Source organism: Winslowiella iniecta, from assembly GCF_001267535.1.
Taxonomy (GTDB): Bacteria; Pseudomonadota; Gammaproteobacteria; order Enterobacterales; family Enterobacteriaceae; genus Erwinia; species Erwinia iniecta.
This window is the reverse complement of sequence record NZ_JRXE01000018.1, coordinates 63376-88826: the sequence shown is the minus strand read 5'-3', so window position 1 is coordinate 88826 and position 25451 is coordinate 63376. Positions and strand designations below refer to the sequence as shown.

Here is a 25451-nt window from a genome sequence, read left to right as displayed (position 1 = left end):
ATGTTAACCGTAGCCCCGAATCAGCGAGAATCAATGCCACCACTCCATGCCCTGTAATGTTGCAGTCGCAACTACTATGTAACGTAGTGTCTTACCGATAGCCAGATACAGCACTACCGGGAACCACGAAAAGCGCAGCCAGCCAGCAATAACGCATAACAGGTCGCCAATCACCGGCAGCCAGCTGAATAACAGTGCTGCTGGCCCCAACCGGTGCAACCACGTCATTGCGGTGGCATGCCATCGTCCTTGCTGCTTTTGCGGCAGTAAGCGGCCAATCACAATATTGGTCAAACCACCCAGTGTGTTTCCCAGTGCGGCGATACCAATCAACCCCACCACTGATGACTTTTCTGCAATCAACAGCGCCACCAGCAGTACTTCAGAGCTTCCCGGCAGCAAGGTGGCACTCAGAAAGCTACTGGCAAACAACGAACCGTAAGTCAGCCATTCATTCACAGTAAACGGACATCAACAACGTCCATACCGGCAGCTTTTGCCGCCTGCAGACCAAAATCAGCATCTTCAAACACCACACACTTGCCCGGCTCGACGCCCATCAGCTGTGCGCAACGCAGGAAAGTATCGGGTTCCGGCTTATGGCGCGTCACATCATCAGCACCCACAATCACATCAAAACAGTCGCGAATACCTAAATGGCGCAGCAATCTGTCGGCCATCGCATGTTCACTGCCGGTGCCGACTGCCATTGGCCGCCTTCCGTGATAGGCCTTTACCACCTCAACCAGAGGCAGCGGCTGGACCGACTCCAGTAACATCTCATCAAGCGCCGCGGTTTTCTCCGCCGCCAGTACGTAAGGATCGAGATCCGCCTGATGGCTGGCGATTATCACCTCGGCAATGCGCCAGCTGGGAGAACCGTTAAGCCCAATCATTGCAGCTTCGTCAAAGGTCATGCCGTAGCGGTCCAGCACCTGATGCCAGGCCTTACGATGCGTCGGCTCCGTGTCCAAAATGGTGCCGTCCATATCGAAAATCAAGCCGTCATAACGATCGTACATGTTCTCTCCAGCCATTGAATCAATGAGCCATTTACTTTATCGCAAAGTGTGCGGATTGTCGCTGTCAGCGATTAACAGCAAATGCTTTGAAAGTAATGGAGAATTGACTAAGAAGCTAAAAGAGAGGTAAGCAAAACAGGATGGGTATGGGAGCCAGGATAACAAGGAGCGTGGCGGAATAAGATACGAAAGAGAGAATGCAGAGGAGTGAAGCTCAAGAATGGTGCATCCGGGAGGATTCGAACCTCCGACCGCTCGGTTCGTAGCCGAGTACTCTATCCAGCTGAGCTACGGATGCATCGGAAAAGCATTGTTGAAAAGATACTGCCTGTTACAAAGATGGTGCATCCGGGAGGATTCGAACCTCCGACCGCTCGGTTCGTAGCCGAGTACTCTATCCAGCTGAGCTACGGATGCATCGGAAAACAGTTTGGGAGATAATGCGACTAACCTGAGGGAATACCAGAGAATGGTGCATCCGGGAGGATTCGAACCTCCGACCGCTCGGTTCGTAGCCGAGTACTCTATCCAGCTGAGCTACGGATGCATAACTACTTCTTGTATAACGCAGGGTGCCAACTACTCACCTTGATACGCGCTGCTAACACGATATCGAAATTCTTTCTACTCAGTAGTAAACACTACTGTCGTAGTATGGTGCATCCGGGAGGATTCGAACCTCCGACCGCTCGGTTCGTAGCCGAGTACTCTATCCAGCTGAGCTACGGATGCATCAGTAATGGCGGTGAGGGAGGGATTCGAACCCTCGATGCAGCTTTTGACCGCATACTCCCTTAGCAGGGGAGCGCCTTCAGCCTCTCGGCCACCTCACCATACGCGTTCTTTCGAACTGCACCGCTGAACTTGTTTCTGCTCATCGGCACTGCGTGGCGCACATATTACTTTCCCGCACTTATAAGTCAAACAATTTTTCTGAGCTATTTGTTTGTTTGCACAATTCACAGTCAATTCGAGCACTTTGAACGCAAAAAGAGTGATTTATCAACAAAAAAGCGCTGACAAAGTTCACATAAACAGGAAGCTGACTTTACGAGGTAAGGAAAGAAATCGTGGGGAATAGCAGGAAAAACCGGTAGCGCCTCGCTAAAACAGCGAGGCGCTGGATCCGTTAGTAACTCGTAGGCTGAGTTTTTTCGGCCTGAATACGCTGGTAGATCTCTTCGCGATGTACCGAAACTTCTTTAGGGGCGTTCACACCGATGCGAACCTGGTTACCTTTAACCCCCAGCACCGTTACAGTCACCTCATCACCGATCATGAGGGTTTCACCAACTCGACGAGTTAGAATTAGCATTCTTTGCTCCTTGAAAGATTAAAAGAGTCGGGTTTGTAGGGCTCCCGGCAATATCCATCATATAACGCTGAACGTAGACTATGACAAATAACGCATTGTGCATCATCACGCCAATACATTCTGCTGATACTTAGTTTAGCCGAAATACACTACATCAACCTGACTTTATGATTACAGGGTGCGCAGCACCTGGAAGATCGCCGGGATTTTGTTACCCCGGCGCGCTCTGGCATTGCATTTTTTATCGTTACAGTTTTGCAGCAACCCATGACTCGACGCCAGCCAGTGCAGCAGGCAGCGCCTGTGCATCGGTACCGCCAGCCTGAGCCATATCAGGGCGTCCGCCACCTTTACCGCCGACCTGTTGCGCTAATGCGCCAACCAGCTCACCCGCTTTAACACGGTCGGTAAGGTCTTTTGTCACCCCAGCAATCAGGGATACTTTACCTTCTGCTACTGTTGCCAGCACAATGATTGCGGAACCGAGCTGATTTTTCAGATCGTCGACCATCGTACGCAGCATTTTGGGTTCAACATTGCTCAGTTCGCTGACCAGCAATTTTGCCCCTTTGATCTCAACCGCTTTACTGCTCAGTGAAGCACTTTCCTGCGCAGCCTGCTGGTCCTTCAACTGCTGTAGCTCTTTCTCCAGCAGTCGTACATGTTCAATCACCGAACGCACTTTCTCGTTCAGGTTACTGTTATTGGCTTTAACCAGATGCGCAATATCCTGCAGCTGCTCGCTCTGCGCATGCATCTGCGCCAGTGCACCTTCACCAGTGACGGCTTCAACACGACGTACACCGGCAGCAGTGCCGGATTCAGAAGTAATGCGGAACAGGCCAATATCACCGGTACGGCTGGCGTGAGTACCACCACACAGCTCGGTAGAGAAGTCACCCATGCTCAGCACGCGAACATGGTCGTCATACTTCTCACCGAACAGCGCCATTGCGCCCTTCGCTTTCGCCGCTTCCAGTTCCATGACATCGGTGTCTACTGCCAGATTACGCCGAATTTGCGCGTTGACAATATCTTCAACCTGACGAATTTGTTCAGGTTTCATCGCTTCGAAGTGTGAGAAGTCAAAGCGCAGGTATTTATCGTTAACCAGCGAGCCTTTCTGAGCGACGTGATCGCCCAGAACCTGACGCAGTGCTGCATGCAGCAAATGGGTTGCTGAGTGATTCAGACGGATGCGTGCACGACGTGCTTCATCAACCTGAGCATCCAGGCGCTCGCCGACGCGCAGCTGGCCTGAAACCAGTTTGCCGACGTGACCAATCGCCTGACCGTACTTCTGCGTGTCACTCACCGCGAAATGCGCAGCCGCTGCCTTCAGTTCACCGGTATCGCCAACCTGCCCACCTGATTCACCATAGAATGGCGTCTCATCAAGCACAATCACCCCTTCCTGACCGGCAGTGATTTCGTCTGCCTGCTGACCATCAACGAAGATCGCCGTCACGGTAGCGTTCAGTTCCAGCTGGTCATAGCCTTTAAAGGCGGAAGCAGAATCAATACGGATAACATTGTTGTAGTCAGTACCAAAACCGCTGGCATCACGTGCACGACGGCGCTGCTCCTCCATCGCCTGCTCAAAACCGGCTTCGTCGATTTTCAGATTACGCTCACGACACACATCCGCAGTTAAATCCACCGGGAAACCGAAGGTGTCATACAGACGGAAAACCGTTTCGCCATCCAGCGTGTCGCCTTCCAGCTTAGCCAGTTCGTCGTCCAGCAGCGCCAGACCACGTTCCAGCGTCCTGGCAAACTGCTCTTCTTCGGTTTTCAGCACCTGCTCAACCTGAGCCTGCTGATTTTTCAGTTCTTCACCCGCAGCGCCCATCACATCAATCAGTGGCGCAACCAGTTTGTAGAAGAAAGTGCCGGTCGCGCCCAGCATATTTCCGTGACGCACCGCGCGACGAATAATTCGACGCAGCACATAACCACGGTTTTCGTTCGACGGGATAACGCCATCAGCAATCAGGAAAGCACAAGAACGGATGTGGTCGGCAATCACGCGCAGTGATTTATTCGACAGATCGGTAGCACCTGTCACCTGAGCCACTGATTTAATCAGTTTCTCAAACAGATCGATCTCATAGTTGGAATTAACATGTTGCAGCACTGCGGTAATACGCTCAAGGCCCATACCGGTATCAACCGATGGTTTTGGCAATGGCAGCATGGTGCCATCGGCCTGACGGTTGAACTGCATAAACACGATATTCCAGATCTCAATATAGCGATCGCCATCTTCTTCTGGTGAGCCAGGCGGGCCCCCCCAGATATGATCGCCATGGTCAAAGAAGATCTCGGTACATGGACCACAAGGACCGGTATCGCCCATCTGCCAGAAGTTATCTGACGCGTAAGCACCGCCTTTATTATCACCGATGCGGATAATACGCTCGCGCGGAATACCCACTTCGTTTTCCCAGATGGCGAATGCTTCGTCATCAGTTTCGTAAACGGTCACCCACAGACGATCTTTCGGCAGGTTAAACCACTGCTCACCGGTCAGCAGCTCCCAGGCAAAGGCAATCGCTTCATGTTTGAAGTAGTCGCCAAAGCTGAAGTTGCCCAGCATCTCAAAGAAAGTGTGATGGCGTGCGGTATAACCGACGTTTTCCAGATCGTTATGCTTACCACCGGCACGCACACAACGCTGCGAAGTGGTGGCACGCGTGTAACTACGCTTATCCTGACCAAGGAAAACGTCTTTAAACTGGTTCATCCCGGCGTTAGTGAACAGTAACGTTGGGTCGTTATTGGGTACGAGGGAGCTACTGGCTACAACCTGATGTCCCTTGCTATGGAAAAAGTCGAGAAACGCCTGACGGATCTCAGCAGTGCTCTTGCTCATAATTGTCCTGGAATCACGATAACGAACGTTCCGTGCATCTTACGACGCGGACCCACCCTGTGGCAGCCCGGTGATACACGAACAAAAAGTGGGAATAAGATAAATTTTCTTCAGTGCGAAGTAAAATCCCATCGGAGGTCAATCATCAAAATTTCTGAAAATGGCCTGAATATCTTCCATAAAGAAGCCTTTCGACAGCAAATGACGCTGCAATTTAGCTTTTTCCTTCCATTCTGTTGGCAGTGGCAAACCAAACTTACGTTCAGCTACCTCAAAGGCTCGCGCTGCCCAGTCAATCTCTGTAGCGCCTAACGTCGCTTCAGTCAGCTCCCTGTTTACGCCTTTCTGCCCCAGCTCCATACGGATACGTTGTGGGCCATAACCTTTACGACTACGACTTATGACAAAACGTTCCGCAAAACGTGCATCATCCAGCCAGCCGTGCTGATAACACCAGGCCACCACTTTTTCGATATCCTCTTCAGCGATTTCTGGCGCTTCTTCCTGACGAAAACGTGCAGCACGCTGCGTAGACAGCGTCAGCTTCTGTCGAAACTCGGCTTCACTGTGGTCGCGCATCGCCAGAATGCGCATCGCGCGATCGAGCAGACGAGAAAATGGGTTACGGGCGGTGGTGGCGTCAGACATAACACTCCGGGCAGTTAAGGACTTTTTGATACTTAACCAGACAATAATTGCTTACTGGCAAGCAGAGCGTAACGAGAAATCAATACAGAAACAAAGGAAGTTGAGCAATAGCGAACAGAAACCGCTGGATTACGCGCAGAAAACAGGTCGGGAAGTGTGTAAAAACGGGGTGAGTACAGCAGGTGCGACGTCGATACGAACCCGTTTATAGAGCAAAGGCGGCATGAGTGCCGCCTTTATATTGATATCATCTGCAATCAGGGCGGCATCTGTGCCGCCCCGACATACATATCAGAAGTCCTGATTCGATTCGCTGGCTTCTTTCTCAAAATCGTCAGCAACGAAGTCTGGCTTATCGCTTGGATTATTCAGCAGCATCTCACGCAGCTTAAGCTCAATCTCATTGGCAACCGGCTGATTTTCTTTCAGATAGTTACCCGCATTGGCTTTACCCTGGCCGATCTTGTCACCATTGTAGCTGTACCATGCACCGGCTTTCTCGATCAGCTTGTGCTTGACGCCAAGGTCAACCAGTTCGCCGTAGACGTTGATACCTTCGCCGTACATAATCTGGAATTCAGCCTGTTTAAATGGCGCAGCAATTTTGTTTTTCACCACTTTGACGCGGGTTTCGCTGCCGACCACATTGTCGCCCTCTTTAATCGCGCCGATACGACGGATATCAAGACGAACAGAAGCGTAGAATTTCAACGCGTTACCACCGGTGGTGGTTTCCGGGTTACCGAACATCACACCGATTTTCATACGAATCTGGTTAATAAAGATCAGCAGAGTATTGGACTGCTTCAGGTTACCGGCCAGTTTACGCATCGCCTGGCTCATCATACGTGCCGCGAGGCCCATATGAGAGTCACCGATTTCGCCTTCGATTTCAGCTTTCGGCGTCAGCGCAGCAACGGAGTCGACGATAATCACATCAACTGCGCCTGAACGCGCCAGTGCGTCACAGATTTCCAGCGCCTGCTCACCGGTATCCGGCTGAGAACACAGCAGGTTATCGATATCTACACCCAGTTTTTTCGCGTAAACCGGGTCCAGCGCATGCTCAGCATCGATAAAGGCACAGGTTTTGCCTTTACGCTGGGCAGCGGCAATCACCTGCAGCGTCAGCGTGGTTTTACCTGAAGACTCAGGGCCATAAATCTCAACAATACGCCCCATCGGCAAACCGCCAGCACCCAGCGCGATATCCAGGGAGAGTGAACCGGTAGAGATGGTTTCCACGTCCATAGAACGGTCTTCACCCAGGCGCATGATGGAGCCTTTACCGAATTGCTTCTCAATCTGGCCCAGCGCGGCTGCCAGTGCTTTTTGCTTGTTTTCGTCAATAGCCATTTCCACTCCTAATCATGCAGGGTAAAGCACACTCGAGGTTGCTTTGCTGTAATACGAATGACAGTAATTATACTGTATAGTCATACAGTATCAAGTTTATTTTCGAGAAATTCATCATGCAGCGTTTGCAGCGCGTAAGCCGTTGCCTGACGGCGTACCGCTTCACGATCGCCAGCAAAAAGCTGACGTCGGGCCACCGCCCTGCCATCAGCCGCAGCAAAGCCAAACCACACCGTACCGGTGGGTTTTTCTGCACTGCCGCCGTCAGGACCCGCGATACCGCTGACCGCGACCGCAAACTGCGCATCGGCGGCGCGCAGTGCGCCCTGCGCCATTTCATTAACGACCGGTTCGCTGACCGCGCCCCATTTCGCCAGCGATTCGCCACTGACGCCAACCAACTGCTGCTTGGCATCATTGCTGTAAGTAACAAAGCCGCGATTGAACCAGGCGGAACTGCCGGCAATATCCGTCAGCACCTTACAAATCCAGCCGCCGGTACAGGATTCTGCGGCGGTTACCGTGGCGTTATCGCGCTGTAAAAGACGGCCTACAGCGGCGCTCAGTTGATTGAGTTGATCATCTGTCATATCGATTTTCCTGGCTGCGGGTAAGAGGCAACGTTAGCAATAAAGTGGCGCGAAGGCGTAGCGTTTTTCATGGCTATACACGGCTAAGTGCCGGTTTTGCGAGACGTATTCAGAACTACAGATGGGGGCGCACAGCATAAAACTCAAGCGCACCCCCGCATTCAGCTCAGCGCTGTTGTGCCACGATAAACAGGCGCGGAAAGGCCAGCAGCACATTGCCGTCGGTTTGCGGCAGATAAGCCTGACGGATTTCCGTCAGATAGTGCTGCAAAAACGTCTGTTGCTCTTTTTCATTCAGTGAAGCAAGGAAAGGACGCAAACCGGTGGCCTTCAGCCAGTCAATAATCGCCGCCGCATCCGGCATCAGATGATAGTAAGTGGTGCGCCAGATATCCACGCGGCAACCCGCCTGGCTTAACACATCGTAATACTGTTGCGCCGTAAGCAATTTTTTACGGTCGGCGACATGACTGCTGATTTTCTGTTGCCATTCCGTGCGTGCCGCAACGTCGCGCATCAGGCGGTGCGAAGGCTCGTCCAGATTATCCGGCATCTGAATCGCCAGTACGCCGTAAGGTGCTAACTGTGTAACCAGCTGCGGCAGCAGCTGTTGATGCTGATCCAGCCACTGCAATGAGGCGTTAGCGAAAATCACATCCTGCGGCGCGGTCGCCTGCCAGCTGCGGATATCCGCTGGCATAAAATGGCAATCAGGTAAGCGTTTTTTCGCCTGTTCCAGCATCGACAGCGAACTGTCCAGCCCGGTAATTTTCGCCTGCGGCCAGGCGCGCCACAGCAGCTCAGTGCTGTTGCCCGGCCCGCAGCCAAGGTCGGTCGCCCTGCTGACGTCAATCGCCGGAATACGCGCGACTAACTCCCGCGCCGGACGCGTTCTTTCCGCTTCAAACTGACGATAGAGATCGGGATTCCAGTCACTCATAAACACCTCACGATAGGATAAAAATGCGATCCAGCTCGGGGAATCAGAATAGCAGCTGTGACATCAACCGCGATTCAGCACTACGTTAAAACAACGTTTCATTTTCTGCGCGCAGGGAGAATACATTGAGTAGCCAATCTGAATTTCGTGGAGTCTGGTGCCCTTCCGTGACCCCATTTGATCGTCAGGGCCGGATTGATTTTGCGGCACTGAACCAGCACTTTGCCCGCTTGACCGCTTCCGGCATTGATACGCTATTACTGATGGGCAGCATTGGCGAATTTGCCTCGCTAAGCCAGCAGGAGCGCCTGTTACTGTTGCGTGAAGCGCGCACGATGTCGGCGCTGCCGATGGTCGCCAATGTTTCCTCCACCTGCATCGCCGATATAGTACAGCTGGCTGAACAGGCTGATCAATCGGGTTACGATGCCGTAATGGTGTTACCGCCTTATTATTATGCTCAGACGCGTCGACAGCTGCTGAGTTACTACCGCGAGCTGGATAAGCGCCTGCCGGGCAAGTGGTTTGCCTATAACTTTCCGGCGCGAACCGGCTGCGATCTTGACGCGGCCCTGGTGGCGGAACTGGCGGCGGAACTGCCGAAATTTGTTGGCATCAAGGACACCACCGATTGCTTGTCGCACAATCGCTTATTGATAGATGAGACCCAAAAGGTGCGGGCGGATTTTGCGGTGCTGTCGGGTTATGATGAATACCTGCTACCCAACCTGCTGGCTGGCGGCGCCGGGATTATCTCCGGCCTGAATAATCTGGTTCCCGAACTGTTTGCCGCGGCAATGCAGGCGTGGCAGCGCAAGGATTTAGCCGCACTGACGCGCATTCAACAGCGCATCGGCAGACTGATGGCGATTTATACTATTGGTGATGATTTCGTTAGCGCCATCAAAACTACTGTGTCACGCCGTTTTGGTTATATGACGCCTGACTCGCGCAATACTGGCGGCGCGCTGAGTGAACAGCAGTGTCTGGCAGCCGAGCGGTTATTTTCCGAGGAGAATGAGCGGTAACCCGCCGCAACGCGCCACTGCCGTACCACCGTCAAGTGGCAACGGCAGTAAGCCGCGCGCAATCAGTTTTTCTTCACGAACTCTGACTTCAGCTTCATCTGACCAAAGCCATCGATTTTACAATCGATATTGTGGTCGCCTTCTACCAGACGAATGCTTTTCACTTTAGTACCGATTTTTAGTGTTGAAGAGCTGCCCTTCACTTTCAGATCTTTTACTACGGTAACCGCATCACCGTCTGCCAGCAGATTGCCATTGGCATCACGCACTACCAACCCTTCATCTTCTGCCGCTGCCGACGGGTTTGCCGACCATTCGTGGCCGCACTCCGGGCAGTTAAGTTGCTCACCTTCCTGCCAGGTAAATTCAGAGCTGCATTTTGGACATTCTGGTAACTGTTGCACCTTAACCCCTTAAAATTGAATTAAATAAAATTAAAAACCTTGTGAATCATAAACCACAACGTTTGTATGTGTACATTTTACACTGATTAACCGCCGGAAGAACAGCCTCTTCAACGGATAAAATGCGGATTACGCTCTGCCCGCACTATCAAAACTGTTTTTTATCCGCCACTTATCCCTCCCCCTTGCCTCTCATCCCCCCAGATTCAGGTGACAGGATGAGGTGTTTTTTTCATCAGCGTCCATATTAACTGCATATCTGAAAATTCTGTTTGCTGCCCTGATAAGGAGAGCGATGAAAACCCTGCTTCTTTCGCTGCTGATGTTGCTGTCACCGCTGGCCGCAGCCAGCTGGACGCTGGAAAGCTTTCCCGCCTTCACTGCCGCCGGAGACGGACTGTTCACCAGCAGTGCCAGACTGCCAAAAGGCCAGCTGCCGCTGCGTCTGTATCAGGATAACCAGTGCTGGCAACCGGCGGGCCAGATCCGGCTGAACCAGACACTCTCTCTGCAACCCTGCGGCGATACGCCAGCAGTCAGCTGGCGGCAATTTCGCGCTGGCGAATACCAGTTGCGGATTGATACCCGCAGCGGCACGCCAACACTGCAACTCAGTCTGAAAAACAACGATCAACTCACCCGCGCTGTCGTCAGCCAGATCTGCCCGCGCTGGGATGGCAAACCGGTGACCATTGACGTGAGCAGCAGTTTTGCCGAAGGCGAAACCGTTCGCGACTTCTACGCCGGCCAGACGGCAACCGTCACGCAGGGCAAAATCACCCTGCAACCGGCCGCAGAAAGCGGCGGGCTGTTGCTGCTGGAATCCGCCGCCACGGCAAACAAAGCGCCGTTTAACTGGCACAATGCCACGGTCTATTTCGTGCTGACCGATCGTTTTGCTAATGGTGATCCGACTAACGACCACAGTTATGGCCGCCGCAGCGATGGCCAGCAGGAAATTGGCACCTTTCACGGTGGCGATCTGGCCGGATTAACGCAAAAGCTCGATTATCTGCAACAGCTGGGGGTTAACGCGCTGTGGATCAGCTCTCCGCTGGAGCAGATTCATGGCTGGATCGGCGGCGGCACTAAGGGGGACTTTCCTCATTATGCTTATCATGGCTATTACACTCTCGACTGGACGCGCCTTGATGCCAATATGGGCAACGAGCAGGATCTACGCGCCCTTGTGGAACAGGCACACAAACGCGGCATCCGCCTGCTGTTTGATGTGGTGGTCAATCATGTCGGCTACGCCACGCTCACTGATATGCAGACCTGGCAGTTTGGCGCGTTATATCTGCAAGGCGCAGAGCGCGAAGAAATCCTGGGTAAACACTGGGGCGACTGGCGACCGGCTGCGGGTCAAAACTGGCACAGCTTTAATGACTACATCAATTTCTCTGACAAAACCGGCTGGAGCCAGTGGTGGGGTAAAAACTGGATTCGCACCGACATCGGCGACTATGACTCGCCGGGTTATGATGACCTGACGATGTCGCTGGCTTTCCTGCCGGATATCAAAACCGAAGCGCCCGGCGCGAGCGGCCTGCCGCTGTTTTATCGCCACAAGCCTGATAGCGCCGCGCGTGAAATTCCGGGTGCGACGCCACGTGATTATCTGACCCACTGGTTGAGTCAGTGGGTGCGCGAGTATGGCATTGATGGCTTTCGTGTTGATACCGCCAAACACGTTGAAAAAGCGACGCTGGCGCAGCTGAAGCAGCAGGCTGGCGTGGCACTGGCGCAATGGAAAGCGCAGCATCCTGAGCAAGCCGTCGATAACGCGCCGTTCTGGATGACCGGTGAAGCCTGGGGCCACGGCGTAATGGAGAGTGATTATTATCAGCATGGCTTTGACGCGATGATTAATTTCGATTTTCAGGATCGGGCCGCCCAGGCGCTGAACTGCTTCAGCGCGATTGATGCTACTTATCAGCAAATGGCGGACAAGTTACAACGCTTTAATGTGCTGAGCTATATTTCCTCCCATGATACCCGACTGTTTTTCAGCCATGACGCCGGGCAGTCGCTCTCTTTGCAGCAGCGCGCGGCGGATTTGCTGCTGCTGGCCCCCGGCGCGGTGCAGATTTATTATGGTGATGAAAGTGGCCGTCCGTTTGGCGCTACTGGCTCCGATCCCTTGCAGGGCACCCGCTCCGATATGAACTGGGATGAACTGCAAGGCAGCAAAGCGGCATTACTGCAACACTGGCAGAAACTGGGCACCTTTCGCGCCCGCCACCCGGCGATCGGCGCTGGCATGCAGCAATCTCAGCAACGGACAAACTACTACGCTTTCAGTCGCCAGCATGGACAGGATCGGGTGATGGTGGTGTGGGTGGGCGACCGTCAGTAATTGCCCGATAGTGTGAGAGCAGCAGTCTTTTGCTCTCCAGCTGACAATGGATCGCACTGGCGAACAGGTAGCTGTCAGTAATGCGCCGGTAGCGCTCCAGCCACCAGATCATCATCACCGGCAGCAAACCGGTGTAATAGAGTGGAATAAAGTTAACAGGAAAAGCAGCAACCGCGACCAGATAGCTAAGAAACAGCGCCCAGCCGACAATCAGCAGCAGATAGATCAGATAGCGTGCCGGATGACGCGGCAACCATGCCGGGATGCGGCTGAAATTAGCCGCGGTATTGCCCGCCAGCCGCTCTCCCAGCATCACATAACCGCACTTCACCCGGCCAAAAAACAGCATCATGGTTAACACGATGGTCAGCAGCAGGGTAAAAGCCCACGCAAAGCCCAGCGGCTGATAGCCGCTATGCAGGCTGAAAGTCGGTTTCTCCACCAGCGGCAGCACTACGACAGCGTTAATCAGCAGGCTAACTACAAGATCCGCCACCAGATAATCAGTGACGGTTTTCTGTTTGCCACCAACGGTGATTGAGGATTTTTCCGCTATCAGCGCGGCATAATTTTTTACCCCCCAGGCCAGCACCAGAGTGATAAGTAACGGCATCAACAGTAAACCGCTGAGGTAAATAAACGGATAACGCCAGGCGGAAAACAGCCAGTCAAACAGCAGGCAGCTGGCCGCCATTGCCGCAAATGTCAGCAGTGAAGCCAGCCAGGGCGATAAATACCAGTCTGGCAATTCTTTGCTGCTGACACCAACAGGATGAGTCACTTTCAGCGCATGGATAAGATAAAACCAGTAGCTGTACGCGTCGCGTATCACAATATATGCCAGTGCCGCACAAATAATACCGGAGCCAATTATCAGTTGCTGCAGCGAAACAGCGGTAACATTACCGGCAAACAAGGCGCTGAACAGCGCGCAAGGCAGCAGCAATCTGACTGCGCTGACCTTTAACCAGCGCCAGAAGTATTGGTAAGCATCAGGCAACATCACCACACCATCCTTAGTCCCATATAGAAAACGCCTTTTTCACCAAAAAAGCCAAACTCCGAACGCGTCGATCCCAGCGCGGCTCGGGTGCCGACATAACCTTCCAGCGCTTCGGTTAAATATGAATTGACCTGTAGCGTCATCATGTTGCTGCCATCCACCAGGTTCATCAGCCCCGATAAGGTGATGCTGGGGCGCAGTATCCCGCTGTTCTGGCGGCTAATCCATGCAGAGAGATAGTGTTTGCCTTGCAGATAGCCGTAACGCCCGCTGTTATCCACTTCTGCTGCCATCCAGCGCGCGTACTGTCGGTAGCCCTCACGCAGCTCCGGCGTCAGCCATTCGGGGGGAATATGTGGCTGATAACCGCCATTCACCCACTTCGCAGTATCAAACATCGTGCGCCATTCGGCGCGGCTGTAGCCCTGGCTTTGCGCGTAATACTCAATGCCGTATTCCGTTTCATACTGACCGGCATAACGCAGCCCCACGCCCAGCTCAGCCCCCATATGCTGGCTATTTTGCTGAAAAAGGTTATCCACCGGTTGCTGACTTTGCAGCTGTTGCGCCACCTGACCATTAAGATGACGCCACTTTTGTCCCTGCGTCAGCGCGCCCTCAATGTTAAAGATAATCTTGTCATTTAGCGCGCTACTGCCGCCAAGCGCCAGTGCCGGTGTCTGCCCGGCGAGCAGCACGACCGTCGGGTTAAAGCGGTCAAAACCACCGGAGGTATAGGAAAGACTGTAGCGGTCGCTGGCGTTGGTGCGCTCCAGCATTTTCCAGTCCGCGGCCGAACGACGCGGATTACGGCCGTGCGTCAGCTGTGGCAAAGCCAGCAGTTCGTAAGTGCCCTCATCGCGAAACAGCGAAGCACTTAATCCTAAAGAGCCTTCATCATAGAAATTGCGCCAGCGGGCACCGGACGGATTAACCTGCACATTGCGCATAGAACTGACGGGATTACGCAGCACATCCAGCGGTGAAATGGCGAGCAGATAACCGCTGCTGCGACGGATTTTCCCGATATCCAGCGCCAGATCGTCGCGCATCGCCCAGCTAAGATAGCCCTGATTAACCACCAGCAAACCTTGCTGGCGCGCGCCCTCAAACTCGCCGAGTCGGGAAAACTGTCGCGCATACTCAGCACCCGCCTGTAGTGTTGCGCTAATTCCGGGCTGTATATCACAACCGGCTTTGGTCGAGAGATAGCCGTTGACCGACTGACTGGCACCAAACCCGTGGCGGCTATTATTCCATTCACTACTGCCGTTGCTTTTGCTGCTGGCCTCAGTACCGATAAAGCCACGTTGCCACTGGCAGTCCAGCGCCCAGGCAGCGGGAGTGATAAGCATCAGCAGTGACCACCACAGCCCTGAGTATCCAGGCCGACCGGAGACTGGCTGCAGCTTCATCCGTTGAACCTGAGCAAATACTCTTTCTGGAAATAGCTTTCGGGTAACGACTCCAGCACCATCTTCGAGTAATTCATGGTGGTGTAATTGTCCTTATGCAGCGCATCGACAATCACAATCTGGTGAGGACGAAAGGTGCCCAACGCAGTGCGGTAGTCCTTATACCATGCGCGTTTGATAAGCCGCCCGTCAGCGGCCAGAAAATCCGCACGATACGGACGATAACTCTGCTTTTCTACCCAATATTCAATCGCCGGATAAGTGACATAAGCCCAGCGACGCTTCAGCGCTAACTTGTAGCATTGCTGACTACCGCAGGCTTCTTCAGCCACTAAGGTCGAGATATAGGAGTAGTCAAAATCCGCCGCTACCACATCGCCATTGGATATTTGCCCGGTCAGCCGCTGCTGGCGGGAGATCGGAATGGGGCGACGGAGATCCGGCGCGTAATACCACATCTTATCGAGGTCTGAGAGCAAGACTTTCCCTTTGTCTCTGGCCGGTAAGATATAGCGCGCCAGTGCCCGTGCATCGCCTTTTTCGTGAATTTCCGAAGGCTTATAAAAACGCATTGAGATATCGAGGGTCTGCTGGCGGTCAGTAAGATCCCGCCCGTCTTTATGCTCCAGCAGCGTCAGGGTATAACGGAATGGGCTGTCGGGCGCACGCACCCGATCGGCCAGCCGGATAATGCGCCGCGCTTCCTGATCGTCTTGCATCAGGGCGTCAAGCTGCGCACGATCCAGCGATTTTAGTGCCTGCGGCAGTTCTGCATGGCTACCTGCCGCTATCAGTAGCAGCAGGAAGCCGGATAAACGCTGATTCATGGTCGTCCTTTCCATTTGCCTGCCGTGACGGGCAGGCAGTTGATCCATCAGGGTTGCAGCGTGATGCCGAGATCGGCGGTCAGGGTAGTGCCGCGAATAGCGCTGGAGCGCTCTGATGCCAGAAACAGCGCAATATCAGCCACCTCTTCCGGCTCCACCAGCCAGCGACGCGGATTGCTTTCGTAGCGGCGAAACATCTCCGGCCACAAATCTTTTAAAAACGGCACCATATCTGTGTTGACGATACCGGCGCAGATGCCGTTGACCCGAATACGCTTATCGTACAACTCCACTTCGAGATAGCTGACCAGGCTCTCCAGCGCCGATTTCATGACGCCCAGCGGGTATTTTGGTAAAACCCGCCGGCTGCCAAGACTGGATATCGCGCACAGCGTACCGCCCGCGCTCATCAGCGGAACGACCTGATTAACACAGGCAACATTGCCGATCAGATTGACGTTCAGCAGCAGCTTCCAGTCGCTGCGCGTCATCTCGGAAAAATGTTTAAACGGTGTCGAAGCGGCGTTAAGGATCAGATGATCGATGCGCCCGATGCCCTGATCTTTCAGGGCGTTAACCATCTCGCTAATTTCACGTGGCTCGCCCATATCCGCTTTCGCCAGCGTCACGCTGACGTTGTTTGCCAGCCCGCGAGTGATAAAACGCTGCAAATTGGCGCGGCTTTTACCCTGCTCGCTGCGATAATTAAGAATCAGGTCATAACCTTCCTGAGCAAATTTATTCGCCAGCGCCAGACCAATACCTCGTCCGGCGCCGGTTATCAGCACCCGTTGTCCCTTCATCTTCTCTCCCTGTAAAGCTGATTAAACAAAACGAAATGCCTGCGCAATCACCTGCCTGCCGGCGCGATGTGCAGGAATAATCGAGGCGATCACCGCGGTCACCAGCGGTAACGCACATGCGAACCAGAACAGCCGGAAATTCTGATCCCACATCACAAATGCCAGATAGCCCTGGCTGTAACCCGGCGAGGGCGGCATCGGCACCCCATGAATATTGATTAATGCCGCCAGCGCAACCCCGCTCAGCACGCTGCACGCGCAACCGATTAGCCCAATCACGACCCCTTCCAGCACAAACAGACGGCTGATATAGCCCCGGGTTAAGCCCAGCGCACGTAAGGTGGCAATCTCGCGCGTGCGCTCCACCACATTCATCATCAGGGTATTACCAATCATAAACATCACGATCACGCTGACGATAGCTTTGATAAACCAGAAGATTCCCTGAAACAGATTCACCACCTGATGATAGAAAATCGCCAGTTGATCCCAGGACCGCGCTTCCAGTGACAACTGATGGCGCTGCAACAACTGATTAATCCGCGTCAATACCGCCTGGGTTTGCGCCGTATCATTCAGCAGAATGATGATTTTGCTCACCCCATCGGTTTGCAGCAGTTGCTGTGCCTTGCTTAGCGGCAGCTTGATGGTGGCATCGTCATAGGCTTTCACGCCGGATTGAAACACCCCTCGCACCTGCGCTGACATGGCGTTTTGCCCCCCTTCGGCATTAACTACCAGCAAATCAACCCAGTCGCCATAGCCTGCCTCCAGTGCGGAAGCCACTCCGGCACCAAGAGTTATCGCCTGCGACTGAACACGCGACAAATCGCTGCCGGAAATAATATGGTCAAGCGAACCGAGGATTAACGAGCTTTCCGCTTCAATTCCGACGCCGGAAAAAAACGTTGATGCGCCCTTTTCATAACGGGAGAGAATGCCGGTGAACTCCAGCTGACCGGTGATGGATTTGATTTGCGGGGCAATGCTGCTGTCCGCCATCAGCTGCTGCTTAATCCGCTTAAAATCAGTAATGGTGTATTGCAGCGTGTTGGTCGAGCCGCTGGCGAGATAACCCTTCTGATACAACTGGATATGACCAAGATTGGTGCGAATGGTCTGTTCACGCAGCGCCCAGAAGGTGTAATCAGCAAAGCCACCAAAAATAAACACCGCCACCCCGCCGAGGGTAATCGCGAACAGCGTTACGCCGGAACGGCGACGCTGGCGGAACAGGTTAAGAAAGGTGTAGCGCAGATCGACAGGCCGCCGGATCGCACAGTACAGTACCAGCAGCAGCGCATAGAGCATTATCGCGCTGGCAAGATAAAACAGCAGCGTGCTCATCGCGTTGGCTCCAGCAAGGGTTGCAACACGTCAGCGATCTCCGCCGAAGTAATAAATGGCGAACGGCCGTCAGCAGTGATACCCGCCTGTGCCAGCGCGAGTCGGGCGATGGCGGCCTGTTGCGGCTGATGGCAGGTGGTCGCCGCATGCAGTTGCATCAATGAAATCATCGGCAGTAAACGCAGCGGAACCTCAGCCTGCTGCTGTAGCCAGCCAGTATCGCTTAGCGCTATCACACAGCGCCCTTCAAATGCCGCAAGGAAAGCATCGTAGCGTGCGCGCAGATAACGGATGCGCCAGTTATCCGGCGGGCTTTCGGCCGCTTCATCAAGATAAAAATAGCCCTGCTTCGCCAGTTCAGCCGCCCGCAGATAGTTCTTCTGCCGCCAGTACTCCGCCGCCAGCAATAACTGGCCGTAACCGAAATAGATTTTCAGCGTGCGATCTTGCGGGCTTTGTGCCAGGAGTTGCTCAAGCCGGGCCACCGCCTGCGGCACCTGCTGTCGGGTATACAGCTGGACAATCGCCTGTGCGCCGCTGTCGCCAGGCCGTAGCTGACTGAGCTGCTCCAGCATCCGCTGGCTGGTGACGATATCGGCTAACACCGGCAGCGCAAACAGTATCAAGCCGCTAAGCAGCAGCCCTATGAAACACCCCGGTTTAATCATCTTTTAGCTTCCCGTCTTCAATTTCCAGTATCCGTCTGGCGCTGGCACGCAGCTGCGGCGAGTGGGTTGAAATCACCAAAGTGGTGTCTGACTGCGCATTCATCTCCAGCAGCAGCTCAATAATTTCCTCGCCAGTACGCATATCGAGATTGCCGGTTGGCTCATCAGCGACCACCAGCGCCGGACGTTTAACCAGCGCGCGGGCAATCGCCACCCGCTGCTGCTGCCCGCCTGACAGCTCGCCGGGCGGGCGGCGATAGTGATTAATCAGCCCGACCCTCTCGATCATCGCCATGACCTGCTCATCTGCCAGTTTGCGACTGTAACCGTTCAGCATCAGCGGATAATAAATATTGTCGTAAACGCTGAGCACCGGTAACAGATTGAAAAACTGGAAAACGAAGCCGACCGATTGCGCGCGCAGGCGGGCGGTTTCCCTGTCGCTGAGCAAGCGTAAATTCCGCCCCATCAGCCATACTTCTCCCGAAGTGGGATAATCAATGCCGCCGACCAGATTCAGCAGGGTGCTTTTTCCACTGCCGGAAGGGCCGCACAGGGCAATAAACTCTCCCGGCCAAATCCCGGCAGTGACCTCCTGTAATGCCTGGACCTTACCCGCGCCTTTGCCATAGCATTTGCCAGCCTGCTGCAATGACACCAGCGGCAAGGGGCGGGCTGGAATTATCGCCATGATGATTTCTCCCGCGCATCGGGCCATATGCTCATCAGCCAGCCTGCTCCGGCACCATCGAGGGCATTAACCAGCAGTTGCGGATGCTGATTGTTTGCCGCGATGCGCACCGAAGGCAGGTGCAACAATGCCAGTAGCGGATTAATACAGCCGCTATCGCCATAGGTCGTAGTAAGGGCGTGCCAGGGTAGCGGCATGATTTTCAACGCTGCCTGCTCCAGCGTCAGCATTGCAGCACTGGTGTGGGTTGCTCCCAGCAACGCGCAGCATCCGGGCGTCCAGTGTCGCTGCCAGCGCTGCGCCAGTTGCTGTGCTGCCAGCTTCGGCTGACCCGACAACAAAAAGTAATCACTGAGATGCAGAGCCGCGCCTTCGCCTGCCGCCTTGCGCAGAATCAGCGCCGCGCTACGTTCGACGCTGATGTGAGTGGTGCCTTTCGCCGCCCTGACGCTGGCCGCGCTATGCTGAGAAAACACCATTAGCGGTAAGCTACGATAGTGGCCGCACAGCAACACGGTATCGATACTGCCACTGTTCAGCTGATCGATCGCCACCCGCAGCGCCAGCAGGAAACCCTGATGTTCACCGCGCACCTTGCAGGAGAACTCTTTAATGTTGTAATCACGCACGATACTGGCGGGTAGTACATCAAGACTGAGCGCATCACGCCAGCTGACATCCGTTTCAAACAGCGCGCTTTCTCCCCAGCAGTCAAAATAGATCAGCGCCGTTCTTTCGCAACGAATGCGCTGCCTCTGCTGGCGATCCAGGCTGGCAAACGCCTGGCAGCAAGCCTGCTCAATCGCGCGCAGAGAAGCGCGACAGTCCGCATCGCGCAGACGGGCACTGACCGGAATAGCATTATCGGTTGAGGTACCAAAGCGATTGAATAGCCACTGCGAAACACCGCTGCGCCGACGAGCCTGATACCAGAGCTGGCTTTCCCAGGCATTCAATCCGTCAGGCTGATAAGCAACTGGCGCGGCGGCAGGCTGAAGTACGCTTAAACCCACGACATATACCGCCGCTGGCGGAACCGCCTCAGCGGACACCATGAAAACCGCCAGATTCTTCCGCGCTGAACGCAGAGATGACGCAGGCCAGTGCCGCTCCGCCGAGGCCGAACGACGATTTTACGATATGCCGCTGCTTCAGACTGAGTGGTGTCGCATTACTGTGCAGCGACAGCTTCGAACGGTTATCCAGCGGCAGATGAGCAGTGAAAGCCAGTAACCGCCTCTGCCGCAATGCGTCAGTGGCAATAATCACATCGGCCAGTCCACTACAGCTCGACAGATAGCCCATTTGCGATTTATAACTGACCACCGGCACCGCCTCCGGCCCCCAGATATTGGCAATCGCCATCGCCTCAGCATTGTCGCTGGAGCAGATGCCGTTACCGTGCGGCAGCACTGCCGCAATCTGCGTGGTCGTCAGCCGGGCCTGTTGCAGCGCCCGGTTGAACGTACTGGCCATCACGCGAAAATCGGCAGCAAAAGCATGGCCGCCGCGGCGCTGGCCACTGGCCGATGCGCTGATGCCAACCCACGGATGCCGATCGCGCTGACGCGCATGCTGCTCACTCTCCAGCACGAATGCCACCACACCGCTGACGGGCAATACGCCCTGACTTTGTGCGGAAAACGGCTGATTATCGCCGTCACTCAGCATATTTTTAGCGCTGAGCAGCATCAGGTCTTGTAAGGTTTGGTCCATCCAGCCGACCACCAGCGCAATATCAATGATGCCCGCCGCGATATTTTGCTGCGCGAGGTGCAACGCCGACAGTCCTGAACTGCTGGCGGTGTAAATCTGCACGGGCGGCCAGCGTAATGCGTAGCGGGCAGCAAGCCGGTTTATCAGGCGGTCCTGGCGAAAGCTGTCACTGTGCAACGCTTTGATCTGCCGGAAAAACTGCAGATCCTGCGGATCGTTATGCTGCTTATAATGGATAAAATCGGCAATATTGGCGCGCATGGCATTACCGGCGATGTAACAACGCGAGCGCTCGCCCTGCAATAATATCTCTGCCATGCCAGCGTCGTTTAACGCCTGCCCGACCACCTTTTCCAGCAACAACAATACCTTCTCACCGTTCGGCGTGTGTGGCGACTTACTGCTGTGCGGCAATGGCACATAGCGCGGGTTAACCGGCAGACTCAGTGTCTCCGCATCACTGTCCCGAGCGAAAAAAGGCTCACTGGCGATCACTTTCCCCTGCTCAAGCTGAGCGATTAGCGCCTGGGGATTTTCGGCATAATGGTTGTAAAAGCCCTGACCGCTGATAGCGACCCGATCGGTAACCTGCGCCGTCATACCGGTTTACCCAGCACGAAAGCGTAATAATTACCGCCTTCACTGGCGCCAATCACCAGGGCGATACTCACCGGCTGCTGGCGAACCTCCGTGACAAAATCGATATCATCTGCGCAGAATTGCCGGGTCCAGGGAATCGGCAAAATCTCGCCGCGCTGCATCATATCCAGCACCACCAGCATATTCAGAATGCCGTAACAGGACTCTACCACGCCAAAATAAGCGGTATAGTTCACCAGGGGAATGTCGCGACTACGCGCGGTAAACACCCGGCGAATGGCTTCCAGCTCAATCTGTGTATCATCGTCGGTGCCATCGCTGGTGCCACAAATCAGCTCAACCTGTGCAGTAGTGATAGCGGCTTCATCCAGCGCCTGCCGGATGGCGCTGACCAGCCCCTGGGTGCGCTCGTCCAGTCGACTGCGATCAAAGTAGCAGCAGTCGTTAGCTTTGCCGTAGCCCAACAGCTCTGCCAGCAGCGGAATGCCACGAGCGCGGGCAGTATCATAATCCTCAAGAAACAGCATGGCTGCCCCTTCGCCCATCAGATAACCGCTGCCCTGCTGAGCGTATATCTGGCAATCTGCCGGATCGTCAGTCAGCCGCCACTGCTGATTCATCGCCTGCATGTAAACCACAAACTTATTCAGATTCTCATCCGCGCCGCCGACAATCACCTGCGGTTGTAAAGCCTGTCGCACCAGCTCATAGCCGTAACCTAACGCCCCGAACGCCGCATTGGTGCCGGTCGCCAGCGTGGTGTTATAGCCTTTAATTCCCTCGGCAATTGAGCAAAAGGTTGAAACTGCATTCATCAGGGAACCGGGAAATTCTGAGGTTCTGGCTTTGCCCGGATCGGGAAACAGGCTGTTCAGGTAGCGCTCAACCGTGGTTTGTGGCCCTTTCGACATGCCGAGAACCATTCCCAGCTTTTCGCCATCACGCTTTATTTTACGCCCGGCGCTTTTCATCGCCTGAGTCAGCGCCAGTAAGGCATAAGTGCTGACATTACTGGCTTTACGGTCGTCGAAGCGGCGCAGATAGTCGCGCGGATTTAAGTCACTAACCTGGTGCAGCCACACCGACTTATCGGACATGCTGCCGATATCATCCAGCGAAAAAGGCCCGGTAGTTAACTGCGCTAATTCAGGATGCGCGTTAACAATATTATTGACCAGCGCAGTAAACCCTTCACATATTTGCGCATTCTGCATCAGCGGCACCCGACTGCCACCGCATTTTCCGGCGCGGATATTCTGCAAAATAACCGATAATTCATGCCCCAACGATGACACCGCCCCCATGCCGACAATCGCCACCCGTTTGGGTTGATAACGGCTTGCCGGAATTTGCGCCAGCTGTGGGCTGGCAATAATGCAGCAGTTATTACCACCAAAGGCGTAATTATTTTTCATAAAAAACTGCACATCGGCGTGAATAAAATGGTTCGGCACATAATTTAAATCGCAATTTGGCCGTGGTGTATCGAAGTTTAAGGTTGGAGGGATCTGTTTTTCAGGCAAGGTCAATAAGCAGGCAATAAACTCCAGAATACCTGCTGCACCAATATTATGACCGATATAAGCTTTGGTCGAACTAATCGCAATCGAATGAATATGACTAAATACCTTTTTCATCGCCAGCGTTTCACAACGGTCATTGGCTTCCGTACCGGTACCATGCGCATTGATGTAGCCAATTTTCTCGGGTTGCAGCCTGGCGTTCGCCAGCGCGTTAACCATCACCTGTACCGCACCTTCGGCGCGTGGATCCGGTGCGGTTTCATGATGCGCATCACCCGATGTGGCATATGCGAGCATTTCGCCATAGATAGTCGCACCGCGCGCGACCGCGTGCTGGTACTCTTCCAGCACCAGCGATCCCGCCCCTTCGCCAATTGACATACCCGGTTCGCCGGAAAACGGGCTGGAAGGTGAGCGTTTCATCGCTTTCAGCGCATAGAAGCCGGCAAAGGTCGGCAGATAGAGCGGTTCAGTGCCAATCACCAGCATCGCCGGATTTTTGCCATTCTGAATCTGATCGTAAGCAATGCCCATTGCATTGGTGCTGGCGGTGCAGGCGGTGGCGACGATTTCAAACCCGCCTTTCAGTCCCAACAGGCTGGAGATAATCGCACTGACCGAGAAAAAACTGCCGCAGGTTTGCGCTTTTTTCAGGGAAAAGCGAGCAAACTGTTGTTCAAAAAGGGGTAACCAGGCTTCAGTTCCGGCCGAGGATACCCCAATCGTTAGCCCCATTTTTTCACGTAATCCGGCATCATTTATCGCTGCCAGCGACAGCGCCTCATCGCCCACTTTTAACGCCCAAAGCGCGACTTTATCGAGTTGCGCGATAAGCCCGGCGTCCACTCCCGGGTATTCAATCTCTGCCAGCACCTCAGAAGCATTCGCTTCTGCAAAATGGTGCCGGAAGCGCTCACTGGGTTTAATGCCGCAGCGTAACGCAAATAATGCAGTTTTGAAGTCTGTGATATTGGTCGCGAGTGACGATAATTGCCCCATACCGGTTATTACCACACGTTTACGTATCCGGGTCATAACGGCTACTCCCTGGCAAGAATAAAAGCTGCCCAATCCGGTGGGCAGCAAGAAATAATAATGGCTAAAAAAAGGTGATCAATCAGCCTGCACTACGCAGGTTTCCTGCTGTTGCTTCCATTGAGATTGTTCGAGAATATTTTTTGGCCGCGCCGGATCGATAAAACTATGTTCAGCGGGGTTAACCATAAAACTGAAGTTGCGAATAAAAGGTATGGCGCTGGTGGTGACATCCCTCGCCGTAAACTCACCCTGAAGGATAAAGTGGTTAATGTTGGCATAGGCGACATCGCTGTTTAGCATCACCCTGCCAACAGACGCCTCTAATTCAGGACAGTAAGCAGCGGTAATTAAGCTTCCTGCCGGTTTATTATCGAAGAAAATAGTCTGATTGGGCTGCTGCTCTGCTAACGGTTCCCCTTTGATTATGATGCCGATGGCGCGCTGAGCGGGCCCTTGCTCGAGTCGTTGCAACACCGCGTCACGACCCACAAAATCCCCTTTGTTGTAGCGCAACATCCACTGCATCTGCAGCTCGACCGGGCAACGGCTGAAAGGAGCCAATACCTCCGGTTGCCAGCAGGGATTTTCCAGCCGCACCTGTCGTTGATAATCCACTCCACCGGTGCGTAACTGATATTTTTCTCCGGCGACGATGGCCCGCTGCCAGGCATCAGCCAGTTGGTCAAATGTACCGATTAATTTGTAAGAGAACTCACCATGTTTACCCGCCCGCAGCAGCAACATATCATCGGTATGCATGTGCTCAAGGAAAGGCAGCCCGATAACATCGATACCGTAGAGCTCGCCCAGTAGCTCCCAGCTGTAGGGCCCTTCAAAGTGCAACATGCCCAGCGTAGTATCCAGCGGCAGCACCTGTTCAATTTCAGGTAAATTTTCGCGATGCTGTTGCCAGATATGGTTAATCATCTCGCACAGGGCTTCACCGCTGCACCATTCGGATAACAGTATAAATCGGTCTTCATCGCAAAGAATGTAGAGGTCAGTGACGATATAACCTTGCTCATCAAGGATCAGACTATAAATCGCCTGTTCATCACGAATGGATGAAACATCCGCCGAGACCAATAAATTCAGTAATTCCCAGCAATCTTCCCCGGCGACCTGCGCAATACCAAAATGTGAATAATCAGTCAGTAATATATTCTGACGAACAGCCTGATACTCAGCGTCCGGCTGACCATAGTGGAAAGGAATGGTGCGCTGATTACGCAGCCCCATTACGGCACCGTTAGCATGGTGCAGTGCAGTAAGTTTATTCATAG

22 protein-coding genes and 5 tRNA genes are annotated in these 25451 nt (G+C 53.9%); 2 read left to right on the top strand and 25 right to left on the bottom strand.

The genetic code is table 11. The features are described from left to right. Positions 1 to 30: 30 nt before the first annotated feature. From NG42_RS13845 to tam, 13 genes are all read right to left on the bottom strand, one after another. Complete coding sequence (locus tag NG42_RS13845; protein ID WP_052900040.1) at positions 31 to 459, bottom strand: YqaA family protein; 429 nt, start codon at positions 457 to 459, stop codon at positions 31 to 33. Next, on the bottom strand, positions 456 to 1022 hold the full coding sequence (gene yqaB / locus NG42_RS13840) for a fructose-1-phosphate/6-phosphogluconate phosphatase (RefSeq protein WP_052900039.1): 567 nt from the start codon (positions 1020 to 1022) through the stop codon (positions 456 to 458). The genes NG42_RS13845 and yqaB overlap by 4 nt, the downstream gene beginning before the upstream one ends. A 221-nt stretch (positions 1023 to 1243) precedes the next feature. Then, positions 1244 to 1320: transfer RNA gene (locus NG42_RS13835), tRNA-Arg, on the bottom strand. Between the two features lie 42 nt (positions 1321 to 1362). Next, positions 1363 to 1439 (bottom strand) — tRNA-Arg (locus NG42_RS13830). A gap of 53 nt (positions 1440 to 1492) precedes the next feature. Continuing rightward, positions 1493 to 1569, bottom strand: a tRNA-Arg gene (locus tag NG42_RS13825). 108 nt (positions 1570 to 1677) lie between these two features. Beyond that, positions 1678 to 1754, bottom strand: a tRNA-Arg gene (locus NG42_RS13820). Positions 1755 to 1762: 8 nt separating this feature from the next. Next, positions 1763 to 1855 (bottom strand) — tRNA-Ser (locus NG42_RS13815). A gap of 296 nt (positions 1856 to 2151) precedes the next feature. Further along, a complete protein-coding gene (csrA, locus tag NG42_RS13810; RefSeq protein WP_026112062.1) occupies positions 2152 to 2337 on the bottom strand; it encodes a carbon storage regulator CsrA in 186 nt (61 codons plus the stop codon). A 247-nt stretch (positions 2338 to 2584) separates the two neighbouring features. Then, a complete protein-coding gene (gene alaS / locus NG42_RS13805; protein ID WP_052900038.1) occupies positions 2585 to 5212 on the bottom strand; it encodes an alanine--tRNA ligase in 2628 nt (875 codons plus the stop codon). A 138-nt stretch (positions 5213 to 5350) separates the two neighbouring features. Further along, positions 5351 to 5860, bottom strand: coding sequence for a regulatory protein RecX (locus NG42_RS13800; protein ID WP_052900037.1), 510 nt, complete (start codon positions 5858 to 5860; stop codon positions 5351 to 5353). A 291-nt stretch (positions 5861 to 6151) separates the two neighbouring features. Then, entirely contained in the window at positions 6152 to 7216 is a 1065-nt protein-coding gene (recA, locus tag NG42_RS13795) for a recombinase RecA (protein WP_052900036.1), read from the bottom strand. Positions 7217 to 7296: 80 nt separating this feature from the next. After that, positions 7297 to 7806 (bottom strand): nicotinamide-nucleotide amidase, encoded by a 510-nt coding sequence (pncC, locus tag NG42_RS13790; protein ID WP_052900035.1) that lies wholly within the window; start codon positions 7804 to 7806, stop codon positions 7297 to 7299. A gap of 166 nt (positions 7807 to 7972) precedes the next feature. Further along, positions 7973 to 8746: a trans-aconitate 2-methyltransferase gene (gene tam / locus NG42_RS13785; protein ID WP_052900034.1), complete on the bottom strand. Its 774-nt coding sequence runs from the start codon at positions 8744 to 8746 to the stop codon at positions 7973 to 7975. 125 nt (positions 8747 to 8871) lie between these two features. Here tam and NG42_RS13780 point away from each other — a divergent pair, with 125 nt between their 5' ends. Continuing rightward, complete coding sequence (locus NG42_RS13780) at positions 8872 to 9774, top strand: dihydrodipicolinate synthase family protein (RefSeq protein ID WP_052900033.1); 903 nt, start codon at positions 8872 to 8874, stop codon at positions 9772 to 9774. A 62-nt stretch (positions 9775 to 9836) separates the two neighbouring features. Here the strand turns inward: NG42_RS13780 and NG42_RS13775 are convergent, their stop codons facing one another. After that, positions 9837 to 10178, bottom strand: a complete 342-nt coding sequence (locus NG42_RS13775; protein ID WP_052900032.1) for a zinc ribbon domain-containing protein YjdM — start codon at positions 10176 to 10178, stop codon at positions 9837 to 9839. Between the two features lie 295 nt (positions 10179 to 10473). Between NG42_RS13775 and NG42_RS13770 the strand changes: the two genes are divergently transcribed. After that, a complete protein-coding gene (locus NG42_RS13770; RefSeq protein WP_052900031.1) occupies positions 10474 to 12537 on the top strand; it encodes an alpha-amylase in 2064 nt (687 codons plus the stop codon). Here NG42_RS13770 and NG42_RS13765 read toward each other — a convergent pair. From NG42_RS13765 to NG42_RS13715, 11 genes are all read right to left on the bottom strand, one after another. Continuing rightward, positions 12479 to 13543 (bottom strand): hypothetical protein, encoded by a 1065-nt coding sequence (locus tag NG42_RS13765; protein ID WP_156324265.1) that lies wholly within the window; start codon positions 13541 to 13543, stop codon positions 12479 to 12481. The genes NG42_RS13770 and NG42_RS13765 overlap by 59 nt on opposite strands. Next, positions 13540 to 14955 carry a hypothetical protein gene (locus tag NG42_RS13760; RefSeq protein ID WP_052900029.1) on the bottom strand — a complete coding sequence of 472 codons (1416 nt, stop codon included), beginning with the start codon at positions 14953 to 14955 and terminating at the stop codon, positions 13540 to 13542. The genes NG42_RS13765 and NG42_RS13760 overlap by 4 nt, the downstream gene beginning before the upstream one ends. Beyond that, positions 14952 to 15782 carry an outer membrane lipoprotein-sorting protein gene (locus tag NG42_RS13755; RefSeq protein ID WP_082203890.1) on the bottom strand — a complete coding sequence of 277 codons (831 nt, stop codon included), beginning with the start codon at positions 15780 to 15782 and terminating at the stop codon, positions 14952 to 14954. The genes NG42_RS13760 and NG42_RS13755 overlap by 4 nt, the downstream gene beginning before the upstream one ends. A 47-nt stretch (positions 15783 to 15829) precedes the next feature. Beyond that, on the bottom strand, positions 15830 to 16585 hold the full coding sequence (locus NG42_RS13750; protein ID WP_052900028.1) for an SDR family oxidoreductase: 756 nt from the start codon (positions 16583 to 16585) through the stop codon (positions 15830 to 15832). Positions 16586 to 16606: 21 nt separating this feature from the next. Next, positions 16607 to 17932 (bottom strand): ABC transporter permease, encoded by a 1326-nt coding sequence (locus tag NG42_RS13745; RefSeq protein WP_052900027.1) that lies wholly within the window; start codon positions 17930 to 17932, stop codon positions 16607 to 16609. Continuing rightward, on the bottom strand, positions 17929 to 18600 hold the full coding sequence (locus tag NG42_RS13740) for a hypothetical protein (protein ID WP_053115849.1): 672 nt from the start codon (positions 18598 to 18600) through the stop codon (positions 17929 to 17931). Before NG42_RS13740 ends, NG42_RS13745 begins: the two co-directional genes overlap by 4 nt. Beyond that, complete coding sequence (locus NG42_RS13735) at positions 18593 to 19291, bottom strand: ABC transporter ATP-binding protein (RefSeq protein ID WP_082203889.1); 699 nt, start codon at positions 19289 to 19291, stop codon at positions 18593 to 18595. Before NG42_RS13735 ends, NG42_RS13740 begins: the two co-directional genes overlap by 8 nt. After that, positions 19282 to 20346 (bottom strand): hypothetical protein, encoded by a 1065-nt coding sequence (locus tag NG42_RS13730; RefSeq protein WP_052900026.1) that lies wholly within the window; start codon positions 20344 to 20346, stop codon positions 19282 to 19284. The genes NG42_RS13735 and NG42_RS13730 overlap by 10 nt, the downstream gene beginning before the upstream one ends. Then, the gene (locus NG42_RS13725) at positions 20333 to 21607 is read right to left on the bottom strand and encodes a beta-ketoacyl synthase N-terminal-like domain-containing protein (protein WP_053115847.1); all 1275 of its coding nucleotides are present in this window, start codon (positions 21605 to 21607) and stop codon (positions 20333 to 20335) included. Before NG42_RS13725 ends, NG42_RS13730 begins: the two co-directional genes overlap by 14 nt. Beyond that, positions 21604 to 24165 (bottom strand): beta-ketoacyl-[acyl-carrier-protein] synthase family protein, encoded by a 2562-nt coding sequence (locus NG42_RS13720; RefSeq protein ID WP_052900024.1) that lies wholly within the window; start codon positions 24163 to 24165, stop codon positions 21604 to 21606. Before NG42_RS13720 ends, NG42_RS13725 begins: the two co-directional genes overlap by 4 nt. Positions 24166 to 24243: 78 nt before the next feature. Beyond that, the gene (locus tag NG42_RS13715; protein WP_053115846.1) at positions 24244 to 25449 is read right to left on the bottom strand and encodes an aminomethyltransferase family protein; all 1206 of its coding nucleotides are present in this window, start codon (positions 25447 to 25449) and stop codon (positions 24244 to 24246) included. Positions 25450 to 25451 lie beyond the last annotated feature (2 nt).

Bases quoted from the DNA above. Each gene is read 5' to 3' on its own strand.
- yqaB (WP_052900039.1), bottom strand. From the start codon at position 1,022: ATGTACGATCGTTATGACGGCTTGATTTTCGATATGGACGGCACCATT.
- csrA (WP_026112062.1), bottom strand. From the start codon at position 2,337: ATGCTAATTCTAACTCGTCGAGTTGGTGAAACCCTCATGATCGGTGAT.
- alaS (WP_052900038.1), bottom strand. From the start codon at position 5,212: ATGAGCAAGAGCACTGCTGAGATCCGTCAGGCGTTTCTCGACTTTTTC.
- NG42_RS13800 (WP_052900037.1), bottom strand. From the start codon at position 5,860: ATGTCTGACGCCACCACCGCCCGTAACCCATTTTCTCGTCTGCTCGAT.
- recA (WP_052900036.1), bottom strand. From the start codon at position 7,216: ATGGCTATTGACGAAAACAAGCAAAAAGCACTGGCAGCCGCGCTGGGC.
- pncC (WP_052900035.1), bottom strand. From the start codon at position 7,806: ATGACAGATGATCAACTCAATCAACTGAGCGCCGCTGTAGGCCGTCTT.
- tam (WP_052900034.1), bottom strand. From the start codon at position 8,746: ATGAGTGACTGGAATCCCGATCTCTATCGTCAGTTTGAAGCGGAAAGA.
- NG42_RS13770 (WP_052900031.1), top strand. From the start codon at position 10,474: ATGAAAACCCTGCTTCTTTCGCTGCTGATGTTGCTGTCACCGCTGGCC.
- NG42_RS13760 (WP_052900029.1), bottom strand. From the start codon at position 14,955: ATGAAGCTGCAGCCAGTCTCCGGTCGGCCTGGATACTCAGGGCTGTGG.
- NG42_RS13755 (WP_082203890.1), bottom strand. From the start codon at position 15,782: ATGAATCAGCGTTTATCCGGCTTCCTGCTGCTACTGATAGCGGCAGGT.
- NG42_RS13750 (WP_052900028.1), bottom strand. From the start codon at position 16,585: ATGAAGGGACAACGGGTGCTGATAACCGGCGCCGGACGAGGTATTGGT.
- NG42_RS13745 (WP_052900027.1), bottom strand. From the start codon at position 17,932: ATGAGCACGCTGCTGTTTTATCTTGCCAGCGCGATAATGCTCTATGCG.
- NG42_RS13740 (WP_053115849.1), bottom strand. From the start codon at position 18,600: ATGATTAAACCGGGGTGTTTCATAGGGCTGCTGCTTAGCGGCTTGATA.
- NG42_RS13735 (WP_082203889.1), bottom strand. From the start codon at position 19,291: ATGGCGATAATTCCAGCCCGCCCCTTGCCGCTGGTGTCATTGCAGCAG.
- NG42_RS13730 (WP_052900026.1), bottom strand. From the start codon at position 20,346: ATGGTGTCCGCTGAGGCGGTTCCGCCAGCGGCGGTATATGTCGTGGGT.
- NG42_RS13725 (WP_053115847.1), bottom strand. From the start codon at position 21,607: ATGACGGCGCAGGTTACCGATCGGGTCGCTATCAGCGGTCAGGGCTTT.
- NG42_RS13720 (WP_052900024.1), bottom strand. From the start codon at position 24,165: ATGACCCGGATACGTAAACGTGTGGTAATAACCGGTATGGGGCAATTA.
- NG42_RS13715 (WP_053115846.1), bottom strand. From the start codon at position 25,449: ATGAATAAACTTACTGCACTGCACCATGCTAACGGTGCCGTAATGGGG.